Genomic DNA, 16,624 nt, shown 5'->3' with positions numbered 1-16,624 from the left:
CAAGCCAAAAAGACAGGAATCTGAAATCCTAGAATTCGATTCGGATCTGGTAGCGGCGCAGCCACAGTTCCAGCTGAATAAAATACGCCAGCAGCTGCGGTCCCATCATCAGCTGACCGAACCACGGTTTGGCAAAACTGCCGCCGTCGGTGTCGATCAATTCCTGCAATCCCGCCGGCTCCAGCAGCTCGCACAAACGGCACTCAGGATCATTGATCAGTGCCTGCAGGCGGTCCTTGACACGCTGGGTATATTCCGGATGATAGGTCTTCGGATACGGGTTTTTCTTGCGGTGGGTGACCTTGGCCGGCAGGACGTCTTCAAACGCCAGCCGCAAAAGTCCCTTCTCTTCACCTTTATAAAATTTCATTGACCACGGCACGTTATACAGATACTGGTAGAGCTTCGCGTCGCAGAACGGCGCCCGCACGGTCAAGCCCGTCAGTGCAGCCATTGCTTCCTGGCGCTGCACCAGCGTCTGCATAAACCAATGCACGGTCAGATACGTCATGAGCTTGGCCCGCTGATCCTGTTCGCTGTCAAACGGATCCTTCGGAGCCCGCTGGACGGTCGCCCAGTAAGCGGAACGCATCGCGCCCTCATAGTCCAGCTCGTTCATCGGCGCGCGCAGCAGCTTCACACGCTGCGGCAGCGACTGCAGCCATGGAAAAGACTTCAGACTGACCAGATCGCTGCGGTAAAACCACGGATACCCGCCGAACAGCTCGTCCGAGCATTCACCCGTCAGCACCGAACCATTCTGTTCCCTGACCTTGCCGTACATCCACAACAGGCTGGAATCGACATCCGCCATGCCGGGGCCATCCCGGCCGATCATCGCCGGTTCCAGTAATTCCGCGCATTCGCGCTGGGCGATGACCAGCGGATGATGATCGAACGCATACCGCTCGATCATCGCGTCGATATATTCGTTGTCGCGCGTTGTCTGATACGCATAGCCCTTGAAATACTGCGCGTTGCCCTCATAATCCAGCGAATACGTCGTTAACGGTCCGCGCTTCGCCGCCAGCGCGCACAGGATGCTGCTGTCCAAACCACCGGAAAGAAACGCCGCGTGCACATCCGAGGCTGCGCACTGACGGTTCAGCGAATCGCTGACCATCTGCCGGACATGCGCTGCCGTCGCCGCCAGATCCTCGTTGTGCCGATGCACGTTCAGTTCAAAGTATTCGTGCAGGCTTTCCTTGCGGTCGCGGATCAACAGCGCATACCCCATCGGCAGCTCCGCGATGTTCTTATAGAACGTCTGCCCTTCGGTATGCGACGGTCCTAACGCAAACAGCTCCAGAAGCGCGGCCCGGTTGACGACCGGCATGCGGCTGCCCTCGGCAAACAATCCCTTGATCTGATCGGAGAACAGCCATTCCCCATCCGGCTTGCGCGTATAATACAGTGTTTTTACGCCCATCGGATCGCGCACAATATGCAGCTGATGCCCCTGGACAAACACGATCACGAAACAGCCGTCAAGCTTCTCAAACAGCTTCTCACTTAAAATTTCATACAGCTGCGCCAACATTTTCGCACTGTTGCCTGTGCTTTGCGGCCGGTATTGGATCCACAGCGACCGCAGCTCGTCCTCGTTATCAAGGACGCCCGACCAGAAGCAGCCGCACTTGCGCTGGCTGTCATAGTAAACCTGATCTGGTTTTGCCGAAGCGAGAAGATGCTCGTCGCTGACGATCGCCAGTTCGTCTTTCAGCCCCATTCGTTCAAGCCGGGACTGTTCTTTTTGAATATTCCGATTTTCGTTGAATATCAGATTGATCTTCGTCATAATTTCCTCCTCATCGTTTCATTCTATGACAAACGTCATCATCTGATTCACCGCAGACCGCTTAACATTTCCAAATATTGCAGACTGCGGTTACGCTGCTGGCGCAGACTTCGCGCGCAGACCGGTAAGCGGTAAACAACGCCGGTATCAAAACAAACCACGGCCATTCCGTCAACGCTTGTGATTTTGTGAATGCGGTCAGCCCGCAGATACAGACAGTCGTCGCGTTCCATCGACACGGTCGGAATGAAAATCAGCGGCGGGTAGCCCCCGATATACAGCGCCGGTTTCTGAACAATCCCCATTTTTTTGCGATAACCTTCCAGTCTTCCTTCCAGACTGCTGCCAGCCTCGACGCACCAGCGCCGCAGCCATTTCACCGGTTTTTCCGGCAATGTGTGAATCGTTCCGTCAGCCTCGATCGCGATCGTGCAGCGGTTTTGTGAGTCGTAATAAAGTATCAGTAAATCTTTCATAGTTTCCCCTTCAAGTGCAAGTGGTGAGTGATCCGTCACTATTAATCATTGCAGAAAATTTAAAAAATCCTGTTTTTTTCTCGTTTTTCGTAAATATTTCTGTCCTGCGCCAAACAGCGAAAAGCTGATTTATTTTTAATTCTCCCGCATAATTCATACAAACAGGATCGTCATCTAATGATTTTCCGATCACGTTTAACATTCTTATTTTGCTTTATTCTTACTTTCAGGGCAAACACAAAAAAACTCCCGCAAAGCGAGAGTAAAAACCGTGATTTTTGTTCTGATTTACTTGTTTTTTTGATTGTTCAAAGACAAAACAATCGTGAAAGCGAAGCCGCAGTTCTTTTTTGTCCGCGTTATTCTCCGCAGCAGTCGCCGCCGCAGCAGCCGCCTTCATCCGAGGAACAGCCCCCGCCGCAGCCTCCGCAGCCGCCCTGCATCTGGCGTTCATAAACGAGCGTGTCGATGACCAGGCATTCGATCTCGACCTTCGCGCCTTTCGGCAGCGCGCCGACCTGCACCGTGGAACGGGCTGGATACGGCCGGTCAAAATACGTGGCGTAAATCTCGTTCATCGCGTTGAATTCGCCCAGGTCGGTCATGAAGACCGTCGTCTTGACGATGTGGCGCATTTCCAGATTCATCTCCGCCAACAGCGCTTCAATATTCTTTAATACCTGATGAGTCTGTTCCTGAATGCCGCCGGCGACGATTTCGCCGCTGGCCGGATCCACCGGAATCTGGCCGGACATATAAACAAAGTCGCCCAGCTTCACCGCCGGGGTGTACGGGCCAATCGCCTTCGGCGCATTGGCAGATGTAATTTCCTGAATCAGCATGTTTACCTCCTGTACGTTTGCCGTTTGAGTCTGATTTTATGATCGGATTCCTATTCGTCTTCTTCAAAATCCTGGATATAGTAATCCCGTTCCAGATCCATAATCCGCCGCGCGTGGCGCGAACTGAAATGCTTGACGAGCTGGAACGCCGCAACGATTAAAAGAAGCGCGAGAAAGGCAACAGATAAGAAGTCATTGACGTTTTCGATCATTTTCCATCACCTCTGACGCCTATTATACTGGACTTCAGGTTAATTTTCAAATAGAGAACCCTCAGCGATGAAAAAAACCGGCGTGGTCAGGATCAGCGCCTTCCCCTGCGGCCGGATCCAAAACCGTCCGCCCTCGCACAACGCTAATGCCGGACCGGAAAGCAGCCCTTCTTCCCGCAGGCAGACATAGGCGCACAACACCCCTTCCGCGCTGCTGCAGATCCGTCCCTGCACCGGCACGCTGGAATCCAGATAAAAGGTCTGCGCATCGATCAGCCGCCAGCGATGCACCGCATGATCCGGCGGATCCCAGGGCAGAATCCCGTCCCCGCGGCATTCGTGCTGACCATAATAGCCGATGAAGTCGTTGGTGACCTGCGGGCGCGGCACGCACAGCGCAATCCCGTTTTTCTCGATAAACCAGCTGATCCAGCGGTCCGGTGTCCGGATCGTGCCCTGAGTTTGTTTCTGCACGCGTTTCTGCCAGGCTGCCTCGGCCAGCACCGCCGCCAAGAGCGAGGGGCCGTCGTTGCCCTGCGCGTCGAACAGACCGCTTCCGCCGCCGGTCTGTTCGCCAACGCAGGCCAGCTGATTGCCGCCGACACCCTGACCCCAGCTCAGAATCCGCGCCGCTGAATCGGCACGGGGTGTCTGATCGATCAGCACAGTCGAAAGATCCGCCGCTGTAAATTTCCAAAATTTCACAATATCACCTCAAGTATATTTATGCGGGGCGGGTTCAGAATAATGTCAGGAGGCGATAAATATGGCAAGAAAAAACGAGAAAACTGAATCCAGCAAAGAACGTTTCGTCGCTGTTCGTAAGAACAACGAAGGAAACCTGTGTGAATTTAAGTCCAACACAGGCAAGGTCTATGACTACGAGATGGCGATCGAAGCTATCGAACAGGGCAAGATCGAAGGCGCGATGCTGTTTACAGGCCGTGACGGAAAGCAGCACATCCGTTCTAAGAACGATGGCGATCCGAACACGAAGTTCTCTAACCTGAAAGAGTTCTAAGTTTTCCTCCTTAACTCGAATCAGGACTGCCGGATTCTCTCCGGTACTGAAAAAAGCAGGGCAAAATCCCTGCTTTTTCTATTTTTCCACACAAAACAAAATTAATCACCAATGCCGCGGAAAGGATCGTTCGTCGTCCTTGCCGCTTTTTAAGTGAATCAGCCGAACCGGGCCAGATCCTGTTTCTGGAAAACCGCCTGAAGCAGCTCCGGCAGCCGCTGGGGCGTGCAGGCAAAACAGGGAATCGCGAGATTGGCCACGCGCTGGGCCATATCCTGACTGTAATACGGCTTGCCGCCATCCTGAATTGCCAACAGGCAGATTACGGTCACGCCGCTTTCCTTCATCGCCTGCAGCCGGTGAAGCAGTCCGGCGTGATTGCCGCCTTCATCCAGATCGGAAATCAAGAAGAAAATTGTTTTGTTCGGTTCCTCAATCAGCTGTTCGCAATATTTTACCGATTTATGGATATCGGTTCCCCCGCCCAGCTGGAAACCGTAAAGCAGCTCGACCGGATCGCTGCACAGCTCGCTGAGATCCACAATCGTCGTATCGAACGCCACGACGTGCGTGCGCACTGCGTTCATGCTCGCCAAGATGCAGGCTGTGACGGAGGAATAGAGGATCGAGCTGGACATGGAACCGCTCTGATCAATATCCAGAATCACATGCCAGCGGTTGCTTCTCTGCTTGCGGTCAAAGAAATAGACGCGTTCCGGCACGATCGTCTGCAGCGCAGGCGAATAGTGCTTCAGATTTTTGCGCACGGTATAAGGAAAATCAATCGCCGCGGCGCTGGGCAGCGGGGAATGCTCCTGCTTCGCCAGGGCGGCATGCACGCACCGCTGCAGCTGTGAGGCCAGCTGACGGTTGATCAGTTCGACAATTTTACGGATGTAGGCGCGCGCCTGATCCTTCGACTTCGCCGGAATCAGATCTTTTAACGTAAGCAATACGCTGGCCATTTCCAAATCCGGTTCCAGCTGTTCCAGCAGCTCCGGCTCCATCAACAATTGCTTCCAGCCTTTCCGTTCGATCGCGTCCTGCTGAATGACCTTGACCAGATCCGGATCAAACAGCGAGCGGATATCCTTCAGCCACTTTGTGATCTGCGGATGGCTGGGACCCAGGCCGGCTCCGCCCCCCGCGGCTTCCCCGATCCCGCCATATACCACCGCCAGCGCGGCATCCAGCGCCAAGCTGCGGCGGTCCAGCTTAAAATCGGGATCCAGCTTCTGAAATTCAGAATCCGTTTGAGCGCCGAGGATTAATCGCCAGCGCGTTAGTTTTTGTTGAGTATCCATCAGAATTCACCAAAATCAAAATCTTCCAGTTCGTTCAGAAGATCTTGCTCCTCTTGTTTTAACTCGTCGTTGAGCACTTCGGCAACGCTGTCTTCATCCAGCTGCCACAGACTGCCCAGATTCTGCGCGACTGCTTGTTTTTCCGCGGCGCTGTACGTGCCGAACGCCCGCCGTAAAACCAGCAGAATCCGCTGGAAATCGGGATCGGACAGACTGGCGATGTATTCGTCGAGCTGCCGCCACAGATACGCGCGGGCGATCAGGGCATAGTGATTGCGCAGCATCAGGCCCTCAAAGCTGGCCGCCGCGATTTCCGCGGGCACCCCCGGTGACAGCCGGTAGCTTATCCACTGTTCCAACTCCGCTTCCGCCATCAACCCCCGTTCCAGCCGGATCGCCGCCGCATAGCCGCCTAACAGCGGATGGACGTCGTCGCGGCCGGACAATTCCGTTAAGACGTCCAGCCAGGTTTCCTCCATGTAATGGTCGTGCAGGATCGACAGCTCATTGATGGAACCCAGCGCTTCCATGACGCCGCGGGCGGCTTTGCCATCGCACTGGCAGCTGCCCGGACACAACAGCAGCGCGCGGTAAAACAGCTGATGAAACAACGGCTCAATCGCCGTACTGTCCATCCGCCGCAGCGAACCAAACCGCAGCAGCGTGCTCAGCCGGCGCGCCGTCTTGACGATTTCCTCCAGCGCCGAGGAATCGATCGCCAGCGCCTGCACCGCTGTTAAAGCATCGTCAAGACTTTCCTGCAAGCCGCAGAGAAACGCTTCTTCCATGACCGCCGCGCATTCGCTGAGCTGCTGCGCCTGAATCAATTGCTGGCGCAGCACAAACTGAGCGGCGGAGGCGATGCTGTCGCCGGACAACGATGCTTCAATCAACGTGATCTCCGCCGTACTGCTCCACTTCAAATCCCAGCTTTCCTTCCAATCGCCGTGGGCCTGAGTTCCCGGCCGCAGCGTGCCAAACGGAACGCCGAGCACCCGCAGCCGATGCAGAAACATCGACCGGCGCAGATCGAGAAACGCGGATGCTTCCGTCTTCACCGTGGTCTTCTCCCGCAGATCCAGTTCCAGCAAATTCGCCGTCAGCGTGTTGTAGCGCTGCAGCTTCAACGTCCGCAGCGCATGATAAAAATCATTCTGAATCGCCGTCTGCGACAGACCCTGGGGCAGACTTCCGATCGCCGTGCCGATTTCAGTATCGACAAAGGCTTCCATTAACACTGTCGGCCGGCCCTCGCCCATGCAGGCCATCGCGGCATCCTTTAAATCCTGCAGGGAAGGCGCCGCTTCCTGCCGCAGCGCGGCCAGACTCTGCGCCAGCTGCAGCGCTTCGATGACCTGCGCGGTGGAACAAGAATAGCCATGTTTGCGCTGATAAAACGATAATTGCGACAAGTAAGCCGCGGCCGCCTGATCAGGGCGCCCCTCCCGTCCAAACCGCCAGAGTTGTTCATAGTAGGCCGGCGCTTTGTTGCCGGCGCCATACCCTGAAAGCGAGGCCAGCCGGAAATAGGAATACGGCATGAGCGTTCGCCGGACGGACAAAGCCGGAAGCTTTTCTGCTTGTCCTGAAGCCGACGGTGTTTCAAGACCTTCGCCATGATACGCGCCGCAGATCACCGCAATTCGTTCCGCGTCAATTCCGCTTTGAATATAATGATCGATGACTCCGCGCATAAACGCCTCCCGGCGCAGCGTCAGCGCATCCGGCGGCTGAAGCTGGCGCAGATGATGCGCGAACAGCGCCAGCGCTTCGGCAAACTTCGCCCCATCCGTTTCATGCTCAAACATCCGTTCCCAGCGATCCTCTTCATCCAGCTTCAGATCGATGGCCTGATCCTGCGCCTGATCGTTTGCCTGCGGTTTGTCCGGCGTATCATTCTCCAGAAACGCCGCGGCGGGCAGATCCATAAATGCGCACGGTACCTGATGGGCATGCGCCCATTGCATCGCGACATACTCTGGCGAATAGCACGCAAACGGATATAAAACCGAGCGGACCGGCGTTGTGTCGGTGTACGCCATGATCGCAAACGGCGGCGTCAGTTCCGCGCTGACGATCGCTTCGATGAAATCGCTGCAGTCGCTCGGACCTTCGATCAGGACGACCTGGGGCTGAAGCTGATCGAGAAACGCGCTCAGATGGAGCGAACAGGCCGGCGAGAGATGACGGAGACCGAAAACCGCCGCCATTATTTATTCAGCTCCATGCACGCGTGATAGAGCTCGTAATAGGCCAGGCCTTTCTTCTTCAGAATATTTTCCAGATAGTCCTTCCACGCCACGCCGTCTTTCGCTTCATCCTTGACGATCGCTCCCTGCAAGCCCGCAGCCACATCCGCGGCGCGGATTTTTCCATCCCCAAAGCTCGCCGCCAGCGCCATACTGTTCGCCAAGAGCGAAATCGCCTCGGCGGAGGACAAGACGCCGGAGGTCGTTTTCACCTTCAGCTTACCGTCCAGCGTCGCCCCGGCGCGCAGCTCGCGGAAGATTGTGACGACCTGTTCGACAATGTCCTGATCCGGCATTTTCGCCTGCAGGCCCAGCGCTCCCGACAGCTGACCAACCCGCTGGGTGACGATGTCCATCTCCGTCTTCAAATCGCCCGGTGCCGGCAGCACAACGATGTTAAACCGCCGTTTTAAAGCCGCCGACATCTCGTTGACGCCCTTGTCGCGGGTGTTTGCGGTGGCGATCAGAGAGAACCCTTTCTGCGCCGGAATTTCCAGATTCAGCTCCGGCACCGACACCCGTTTTTCCGACAGGATCGAGATCAGCGCATCCTGGACCTCGCTGGCGCAGCGGCTGATTTCCTCAAAGCGCACAAGACTGCCGCTTTCCATCGCGTGCAGCAGCGGACTTTTGACCAGCGCTTCCTCGCTGGGACCCTTGGCGATCAGCATCGCGTAGTTCCACGAATAACGGATCGCTTCCTCACTGGTGCCGGCGGTGCCCTGGATCACTTTTGTCGAATCGCCGTTGATCGCCGCGCACAGATGCTCGCTTAACCACGACTTCGCCGTGCCCGGCTCGCCGATCAAAAGCAGCGCCCGGTCGGTGACCAGCGTCGCGATCGCGATTTCGACTAAACGCGGGTTGCCGATGTATTTCGGCGTGATCTCGAGCTTGCCGCTGCGCCCGCCGCAGATATAGGTGAAGACGGAACGCGGCGACATGTTCCAGCCGGGCGGAACCGGGTATTGTTCGTTGGCGATTAATGTATCCAGTTCCTTCTGATACAAGATCTCGGCCGGCAGCCGTTGAAATTTCTGATTTTCCATTATTCATCCTCGCTTTCTTCACATTGCGTGATCGCACTTTCCAGCACGTAGAACTCCCACAACTGGGCGTTCGGCCGTTTCTTCTTCCAATCGTCCCGCAGCTCGTTTAAGACCGGGACGGCTTCGCGCGGGCGGCAGAAAGCACGCGTCATCATCGCCATCTGCCCCGGGCCGAAAGCGCTGTGTTTTAAATAGGCAAGCAGCTCCTCTTTCAGCGGCAGCCCGTAAACTTGTTTAAAATACAAGTGCCCTGCCGTCTGGCGGCGTTGGTCGAAATAATCGGAAAGCTTCTGCCTCAGAAGCTTGTTTTCCGGATCGGCCAGATGCACCAGCACGCTGCTGCCTAACGGATCCTCCTCGCCGTAAACCGTGACCGTGGTTTTCTTAAACAGTCCCTTCTCCACGTTCCGCTGTCCCGTTAACAGATCGATCCAGCGCAGATCGAGTGTCTTCCCCAGCGGAATGACCGCCGTGTCTTCCTGAAGCGGATTGGCGATCAAGGCGCTGCGGTAAACGTATTGCTTTAAAGCCTCATCGTATTCCACACAGGCCCAGAGCTGGGTGAAAAAGGAACGCGGCTGACCGGCAAACGCTTCCGTCAATTCCTCGTAAGCCTGCTCGAAGTTCTGAATCAGACGCATCCGGGCGTACAACGCGGCAGCTTTGTCCGGCCAGCGCTGAACCAGCGTCCTGATCAGCGCTTCGGCCGCGTCGTTTTGATCCGCCAGCCAGCTGGTGAATACGATTTCTAAAACGGTTTCACTCAGCGTCCGCTCGCAGCTGCCGGCCACCAGATACGCTAACGGCCTGACCCGCGCAAAGCGGATATGCGTGCGGAACGGCTTTTTTTGATGATCGCGGACCGCGCTGAACGCAGCGTCCTGATCGAGAATCCAGCACACCAGCTCCGAGATGGCCGGACCGGTTTTATAGGCGAGAAGCTTCAAGGACTCGATCAGCGCCTTTTCCGCATCAAGCGTAGGCAGCGCCTGCGCTTCCAGCACAGACTGCAGCTGTTCCTTCACGCTGGCGCAGACCAGCGCGGTGATTTCTGGATCGTTGGTATAGCCGGCATAGTGCAGAAAACGGCTGTTTTTACGGATCTTTTCCAACAAAAACGCGTCGACCTTCGGATCGCGGATGCGTGTCAGGGCGTACAGCGCGGTTTCTTTCAGCTTCCCCTTTTCGTTATTGGCAATCCGCATCAACAGATCACAGTTGTCCGGATCGCAGGCCAGCCCCCGGATGATTTCCTTTAAAATCGCCGGCTGAGCCAGCGGAACCATCGACCGGTAGAATGCATTTTCCCGGTTTCCCGCCAGATCGACGATCAGCCGGATCCGCCGCAGCATCGCCTTCTTGCCGGCGGGATCGAAGCCTTCCTTTAAAAACGGAACGATCCCCGCCCCGCAGACGCGCAGAATCTGTTCGTTAAGTTCAGCCAGTTCGCCATACGCGTCATCCAGGTCCGCGATCAGCGCCGGCAGCACGCGGTAGTCCGCGAATCGTTCAGGATGATGCTGATACGTTTTTTCAATAATTTCGTAGCGTCCGCTTCCGGTTGTCGTCAAAGCCTGAATCAACGGTTTCAGCTGGGAATAGCGGATGTCGGTATAGGCTTTTTCCGCCGGCAGAACGATTGCTTCACCGGCGGCGTCCGCTTTCCAATCGGCCTGGGTGATCAGCAGCGCTTCCAACAGTGACAACGTTTCCAACAGCCGGTCCGCAAACAACTCGGGATCGTCCGCCAGACTTTGAAGCAAATTGGAAAGCCGCTGGAACACCGGAGATTTCGTGGCGAGCACGCCGACCTTTTTCTGTAATTCCAGCAGCCGCAGGTCGCTGAGCAGAATCATGCCGCCCGCCGCCAGGCCCGTCCGCAGCCGGGTTTGCAGTTCCAATAAAAGTTGCAGGATCATTTCCGCCACCTCCTAGTACAACAGCCGGACGATGTGTTCGGCGCTGATTAAACTCATCGGCTTCGCAATGAGCCGGTGGGTTTGAGCTTCGTAGGAAAACAAGAGAAGCGCACATTGGTCTGCCAACAATTTCTGTTCAGGCAGCGCCGTCAGCGCCATCAACGACATCCCCTCCAGCGGCGAAAGCGCCAGCACCTCACCCTGCCGGTCCACCATCACAAATCCCTCGTCCTGCCGGCGGATCTCGGCATACGCGACAAGCGCCGCGACTTCATTTTTGACGAAGGGATTTTTCAGCTTGTTTTTAACGTCCTTGATCACCGTTTCCAACGTTTCGCCGGCGGCTTGCCGGATCCGGGCGTAATCGTCCCCCTTCAGCGGATCGGTTGTCCTCGTTTCTTCATAACGCAGCCGGCGGTTGCCGGCGCCGGGGTACAGGTAGACCGCGGGCGCCTTGATTTTCATCAATACGCTGTCTTCTTCCCGGATGTATTTCTCCGCCTTTTTCGGCCGGATATGGATCGTTTTATGAATTTCATTGAGCGGATGGACAAACCAGAATCCTTCCTCCACGGTTTCCTGATGCGCTGAATCATAGCGCACGCGGAAGCCGAGCTGAATCAGGGACTGTTCTCCGATCTCAAAGCCTTGTTCCTTCAAATCGCTGAGATTCCAGATCGTGCCGAGTCCTTCTTCAATTCCCTTTTCCTCCGGAGTCACCGGCTGATCCTGAAGCTTCTTATTCAGATACTTCCGGCCCTGCTTTACCGTCTGATTCAGCCGCAAAAGTTCGGTAAACACCACGTCGTAAGTTCCCTCTGAAGTCTGAGCGGTGCGCGCCGCCGCGATCAGCGTTACAAGCTGGCGCTGAATGCCGGGCAGATAATAATCGTTCATCTGCTTCGCCAGCACTTCGTAATCCTTAAGCGAATTGTTGACAAACGCGCTTACGCCGCTGCGCACGAGATCCCGCAGCATTCTGTCGCAGACGTCCAGGCCTTCCAGCTGCTTCAGCCAGCGTTTTTTATTCGCCGTCTTTTTCGTTTTCTTCGGCTTTGCCTGCGGCGGCTCGGCTTCCGTTTCCGGCTGGGTGCTCCGCTTCGCCAGCCGCTCGCGCTTTCTGAGGATATCCTCCGGAATCGCGCCCGTTTCAAACGCCGCTTTTTGAGCTATCGCGTACAACAAACCGAGGCTGTGCTTGCACGGAAACTGCCGGCTCGGACAGCTGCACCGGAATACCGGATGCGCCGGATCCAGAAAATCGGCGGACGTCGTATAATTAGAGCTGCCGCTGCCCTGACATTCCCCCATATAAAAAGTATCGTCCTCGCTGCGAACCAGCCTGACAAATTTGCCGCTCTGAACAAGCGCTTTTGCATTCTTCAGCGCGTTCGCGTTGACAGCCTGTTCCGCAATCCAGCTTTCTTTGATCTCCATACCGTTCCTCCTGACTTTGTGATGCTTTTATTTTACCATAGATGAGGAAGAACGCAGAAAGAGATCGTCCGATTTACGAAATTCTTCATCGTTAGAATCCCAACCCAGTTTTTCCCGCCCTGCTTAATGAATGCCGGATACGGAGATTGTAAGATAAAAAAAAGCCCGAAAGCAAAGCAGTGAACCGGCTTAAGGACTTCTTGAATTTTTTATGATCTATTCGAATTGTTTTTCGCTGGAACTCATTATGACTTCACGTTCTCCGGCGCCAGAAAATCGCGGTAGAGCGCTAAGGGAATCTGAATCAGCGCCAGCATCAGCTGCAGCGTTGCCAACGACCCCACGGCGATTCCGGCATAGGCAAACTGCTGGATCGCTTTGAGCGTAGTGAGGGAAAAATAGCTGCGCGTTACAAAAAAAACGCCGGCGGTCACCATGACCAGCTCGCATCCGATCAAGCAGCCTAAGCCCCTTCGTTTGCGGCGGAGATTTTTATCCTTGCCGCGCTGGGTAAAAAACATCACGGCGACCAAAAGAAAGCCGATCTGCGGCCAGGCCAGCGCCGTTACCGCACTGCTCAGCCAGTCGGAAAAGGCCAGCGGCGTCGCCAACAGATTCAGAATCGTCCGCCCCAGCCACGTCCCCTCTACCCAGAGATGGTGCGTCAGCGCCAGCACATCCTCAATGCTGCGCAGCTGGACTAACAAATACCCCATCCGGGCGTTGGCGAAGGCAAACACAGCCGCGCAGAAGCAGCCGGTGCAGAACAAAATACAGATCCGGCGTTTTTCGGTTTGAAGCAGACGGTTGAACAACGTGATCATACCAACAGCCAGTCCTCTCCCTTGATGTGCTCCGTTTTGCTTAAGCCCGGATAATCGAGCTGGCGCAGCACTTCATAGACGCAGATCGCGACGCAGTTGCTTAAGTTCAGGCTGCGGGCGTCGGCAACCATCGGCAGCCGCGCGCAGCGGTCAAGATGATCGCGCAGGATCGCCTTGGGAATGCCTGTGCTTTCACGGCCGAACACCAGATAAATATCCTTTTCCGTCCGGGTATAGTCAAAACTGGCCGGCGGCTGCTTGCCATAGCGGGTTAAGAAGTAAAACTCCCCGTCCGGATTCTGCGCACAGAACGCCGCCCAATCCGGATAAACGCTCATCTGCAGCTTTTCCCGGTAATCCATCCCGGAACGGCGGATCTTCTGTTCGTCTAACGAAAAACCCAGCGGCTCGATTAAATGCAGCCGGCAGTTTGCCGCGACGCAGGTCCGCATGATATTGCCGGTATTCTGCGGAATCTCCGGCTCATATAAAACAACGTGAATCACGCTTGAACGCCTCCTTTGCTTTCAAACCACGCCAAGCCCAGGCAGATCAGATAGCCCAGCCCGAACCCGCCGAGAATCCGGAATACCAGATTGAAGAAAAAGGTTTCCGGAACCATCATGATCAAGACGTCGGTATTGGGATCGAGCAGCCACAGGTCATTGCGGAAAAAGATATGATGGAACATCGTCCAGAATTCATTGAAATCGAGAAACGCGTAAAACGCCAGCGCTCCCGCCAGGCCCATCAGCACCGCCGAGGTTTTTAAAAACATCTTCGCCGTCTGCCGCCGCAGTGCCTTATCCTTTTTCATCACCAACAGACCCAATCCCACGATCACGATCGCCGCCGCCAAGTTCCGCACGCTCATCGCGTTGAGATAGAGTGCCTGAACGTCGACCATGTGGTCTTTTTCCCGCTGATTGAAAACCTCCTGCACCTGGCCGTTGATGACAGCCTGCACGTCCAGATTCCCGCGCTTGCCCTGGGTGTAGTCCAGCAGCACGTCGGTCGTTAAATCCAGATCTTCCTCACTCATGCCGATCGTCTGCGCGGTGTTGAGCTGGCGGTATTGATCGGCGTAAAACGGCCGGCTGAAGCAGTTGAGATCAACCGATGTCAAAATCAGCACGGCGATGAGCGCCACCGACCAGACCGCCTGCAGCGTCTTGACGAGAAGCGAATCAGTTTTCTTCATGATGTAAATACTCCATTAACAAGCGCATCGCCTTGCCGCGGTGACTGACCTGATTCTTTTCTTCCTCGCTCGCCTCGGCCAGGGTTTTGCCCAGCGGCGGATAATAGAAAATCGGATCGTAGCCAAAGCCCTGGCCCCCCGCAGGCTGGAAGGCGACTGTCCCTTCGACCGTTCCCTCAAACACCTCGGTCGGCCTGCCCGGGCGCGCCAAGGCGATCGCGCAGACAAACCGGCAGGTGCGGTCCGCCTGGCCGCTGACGCGCTCGATCAGATTCCGGTTCTTGATTTCATAGCTTGTATCATGGCCCAGATATCGGGCTGAATACACGCCGGGTTCCTTGTTTAACGCGTCGATTTCCAGTCCGGAATCATCGGAAATCACGGTGCAGCCCAGCTGTGCGCACAGCGCTTCGGCTTTGATTACGGCATTGGCCGCAAATGTCGTTCCGGTTTCCTCCGGCTCGGCGAACGTACCGCATTCCTTCATGCCGATCACGGTGATCCCCAGCGGCGCAAACAGCGTGCGGAATTCCTCAATCTTATGTTGATTGCCCGACGCAATTACGATTTTATCCATTCTTGTTGTTCCTCCTCACTGAGCCAGATCCGCCGCACCGGCTGTCCGGGAACGGCCAGCACGATCTGAATCTGAATCCCGCCGGCCTGCCAGCCGACGTCAATTTGGGTATAATTATAAACCTGCTGCTCGTCAAAATCCATCCGCTGAACTAAATTCCTGCGGATTTCCTTGCGCTCCTCGGCGCTGAGATGCCGGATCGCCAGCGGCTTCTGGCGGTGGGCAGACTGCATCAGATAATCGGTATTGACCCGCGCCTGCGCTTCCGATTCTCCCACCAGCGGCGTTAACACCTCGATCAGCAGCTCATAGAGCTCCTTCAGCTGATACGGATGGGGCAGCGCCTGCAGCCGCGCCCCGGCCTGCGCCATCAGGGCATAAGCGCTCAACTGGAGATGCTCCGCAAAGACGCTCTGTAAACAAGCCCGGCAGCGGCCGCTGTTGAGCAGCTTTTCCGTCGCCAGATGCACGCACTCCACTTCCGCCAGATCCGCTTCACTCAGCCACGCCGTCTTCGTCACGGTATACGGCGTCTGCGCTTCAAATTCCATACCCCAGCCCGGCGCGCGTGCGATCATCGCCGTCCCCTTCAATAATTTCAGGATGCCGACCTGCAGCTCGCTGGGATGCACGGCGAACAACCCGTTGTAGGATTGTTCAAAACTGGCCCGATCCTCATACGGCAGCCCCGCGATCAGATCCAGATGACAGACGTAGCCGCGTTTTAACAGCCGGCTTGTGACCTCAAGCAGACGCTGGTTGTCCTGCCGCCGGTCCACCGCTTCCAGGGTTTTGGAATTCAGCGACTGCACGCCGATTTCAAATCGGTAGCGGGCCGGATCGGCTTCCTGTTCAAAGAAATCCAGCATCGCTTCGCTGATCGTATCGGCGACGACCTCAAACTGGAAATTGATCGAAGGCGGCAGCGTTTCAATAAACCGCGCGATCCGCAGCGCCCGCTCGGGCATCACATTGTACGTCCGGTCTAAAAACTTCACCTGCTTGACCGCCCGCTCTGCCAGCGGCGCCAGCTGCCGCAGGACATACGCTTCCGAAAACATCCGCACGCGGTTATCCGCCGAGGACAGGCAGTACGCACAATGATACGGACAACCCCGTGAGGTTTCAAGATAGAGGTAGCGATGCGCCATTGCTTCCTCGTCCATCGCCAGCCAGTAAGGACTTTCCAACGTTTCCAGCCAGTTCAGGTCCACCCGCGCGTAAGCAACCGGGCTGACGTAACCGCGGCTGACTAACCCGTCGATATCCGCTTCCCGGCGCACCGCCTGCCAGAACGTCTTCTCGCCTTCGCCCCGCAGCACCGCTTCAATCCCGGTGTCCAGCCAGTCTTCGCATTGATAGGAAACCTCCGGCCCGCCGATCAGAATTCGGACATGAGGCAGCTTGCGCTTAAGAATCGCAATCCATTTCCGGGTCAAATCCGCATTCCAGATATAGACCGAAATTCCGATCACCTCCGGCTGCCGCTGAGCGATCTGATCGCTGATCCGTTCCAGATCATCCTTGATCACAAACTCCATCAGCTCGACATCCGCCTCCGGAATCCGGCTGACATACAGCCAGCGCAGCGCCAGATTTTTATGAATATATTTGGCGTTGAGCGTGGTTAGCACAACTTTCATGTTTTATCACCTTTGCTATTCTAGCAGAAATCCCCTCGCTTTTCTATCCCCGGATCCCGCGGCATCCAATGG

General features: G+C 55.9%; 16 protein-coding genes. 1 reads left to right on the top strand and 15 read right to left on the bottom strand.

All coding sequences use genetic code 11. The annotated features are described in order from the left end of the window. Positions 1–28: 28 nt before the first annotated feature. From DWY25_RS05975 to DWY25_RS05960, 5 genes are all read right to left on the bottom strand, one after another. Positions 29–1,798, bottom strand: coding sequence for an asparagine synthetase B family protein (locus tag DWY25_RS05975; protein ID WP_117894472.1), 1,770 nt, complete (start codon positions 1,796–1,798; stop codon positions 29–31). A gap of 47 nt (positions 1,799–1,845) precedes the next feature. Then, on the bottom strand, positions 1,846–2,274 hold the full coding sequence (locus DWY25_RS05970) for a competence protein ComK (RefSeq protein WP_117894471.1): 429 nt from the start codon (positions 2,272–2,274) through the stop codon (positions 1,846–1,848). A gap of 359 nt (positions 2,275–2,633) precedes the next feature. Then, entirely contained in the window at positions 2,634–3,116 is a 483-nt protein-coding gene (locus DWY25_RS05965; protein WP_006060666.1) for a RidA family protein, read from the bottom strand. Positions 3,117–3,166: 50 nt separating this feature from the next. After that, positions 3,167–3,328, bottom strand: coding sequence for a hypothetical protein (locus tag DWY25_RS17705; RefSeq protein ID WP_181981716.1), 162 nt, complete (start codon positions 3,326–3,328; stop codon positions 3,167–3,169). Positions 3,329–3,367: 39 nt separating this feature from the next. Continuing rightward, entirely contained in the window at positions 3,368–4,033 is a 666-nt protein-coding gene (locus DWY25_RS05960; RefSeq protein WP_117894470.1) for a hypothetical protein, read from the bottom strand. A gap of 61 nt (positions 4,034–4,094) precedes the next feature. Here DWY25_RS05960 and DWY25_RS05955 point away from each other — a divergent pair, with 61 nt between their 5' ends. Continuing rightward, positions 4,095–4,349 carry a DUF3892 domain-containing protein gene (locus tag DWY25_RS05955; RefSeq protein WP_006060663.1) on the top strand — a complete coding sequence of 85 codons (255 nt, stop codon included), beginning with the start codon at positions 4,095–4,097 and terminating at the stop codon, positions 4,347–4,349. 158 nt (positions 4,350–4,507) lie between these two features. Here the strand turns inward: DWY25_RS05955 and DWY25_RS05950 are convergent, their stop codons facing one another. The 10 genes from DWY25_RS05950 to DWY25_RS05905 form a co-directional block, all read right to left on the bottom strand. After that, the gene (locus tag DWY25_RS05950) at positions 4,508–5,653 is read right to left on the bottom strand and encodes a VWA domain-containing protein (RefSeq protein ID WP_117894469.1); all 1,146 of its coding nucleotides are present in this window, start codon (positions 5,651–5,653) and stop codon (positions 4,508–4,510) included. Continuing rightward, positions 5,653–7,863: a DUF5682 family protein gene (locus DWY25_RS05945; protein ID WP_117894468.1), complete on the bottom strand. Its 2,211-nt coding sequence runs from the start codon at positions 7,861–7,863 to the stop codon at positions 5,653–5,655. Before DWY25_RS05945 ends, DWY25_RS05950 begins: the two co-directional genes overlap by 1 nt. Beyond that, positions 7,863–8,951, bottom strand: a complete 1,089-nt coding sequence (locus tag DWY25_RS05940; RefSeq protein ID WP_181981715.1) for an ATP-binding protein — start codon at positions 8,949–8,951, stop codon at positions 7,863–7,865. The genes DWY25_RS05945 and DWY25_RS05940 overlap by 1 nt, the downstream gene beginning before the upstream one ends. Beyond that, on the bottom strand, positions 8,951–10,870 hold the full coding sequence (locus tag DWY25_RS05935) for a hypothetical protein (RefSeq protein WP_117894466.1): 1,920 nt from the start codon (positions 10,868–10,870) through the stop codon (positions 8,951–8,953). The genes DWY25_RS05940 and DWY25_RS05935 overlap by 1 nt, the downstream gene beginning before the upstream one ends. Before the next feature lie 12 nt (positions 10,871–10,882). Further along, on the bottom strand, positions 10,883–12,307 hold the full coding sequence (locus DWY25_RS05930) for an SWIM zinc finger family protein (protein ID WP_117894465.1): 1,425 nt from the start codon (positions 12,305–12,307) through the stop codon (positions 10,883–10,885). A gap of 245 nt (positions 12,308–12,552) precedes the next feature. Further along, entirely contained in the window at positions 12,553–13,131 is a 579-nt protein-coding gene (locus tag DWY25_RS05925) for a hypothetical protein (protein WP_117894464.1), read from the bottom strand. After that, complete coding sequence (locus DWY25_RS05920) at positions 13,128–13,637, bottom strand: tRNA (cytidine(34)-2'-O)-methyltransferase (protein ID WP_006060655.1); 510 nt, start codon at positions 13,635–13,637, stop codon at positions 13,128–13,130. Before DWY25_RS05920 ends, DWY25_RS05925 begins: the two co-directional genes overlap by 4 nt. Further along, on the bottom strand, positions 13,634–14,332 hold the full coding sequence (locus tag DWY25_RS05915) for a TIGR01906 family membrane protein (protein ID WP_117894463.1): 699 nt from the start codon (positions 14,330–14,332) through the stop codon (positions 13,634–13,636). Before DWY25_RS05915 ends, DWY25_RS05920 begins: the two co-directional genes overlap by 4 nt. Then, the gene (locus DWY25_RS05910) at positions 14,319–14,909 is read right to left on the bottom strand and encodes an XTP/dITP diphosphatase (protein ID WP_117894497.1); all 591 of its coding nucleotides are present in this window, start codon (positions 14,907–14,909) and stop codon (positions 14,319–14,321) included. The genes DWY25_RS05915 and DWY25_RS05910 overlap by 14 nt, the downstream gene beginning before the upstream one ends. Then, positions 14,894–16,552: a B12-binding domain-containing radical SAM protein gene (locus tag DWY25_RS05905; protein WP_117894462.1), complete on the bottom strand. Its 1,659-nt coding sequence runs from the start codon at positions 16,550–16,552 to the stop codon at positions 14,894–14,896. Before DWY25_RS05905 ends, DWY25_RS05910 begins: the two co-directional genes overlap by 16 nt. Positions 16,553–16,624: the final 72 nt, after the last annotated feature.

Source organism: Holdemania filiformis (assembly GCF_003459085.1).
GTDB classification, from domain to species: domain Bacteria; phylum Bacillota_I; class Bacilli_A; order Erysipelotrichales; family Erysipelotrichaceae; genus Holdemania; species Holdemania filiformis.
The sequence above is the reverse complement of the archived record's forward strand: the minus strand, read 5'-3'. Positions and strand labels throughout refer to the sequence as shown.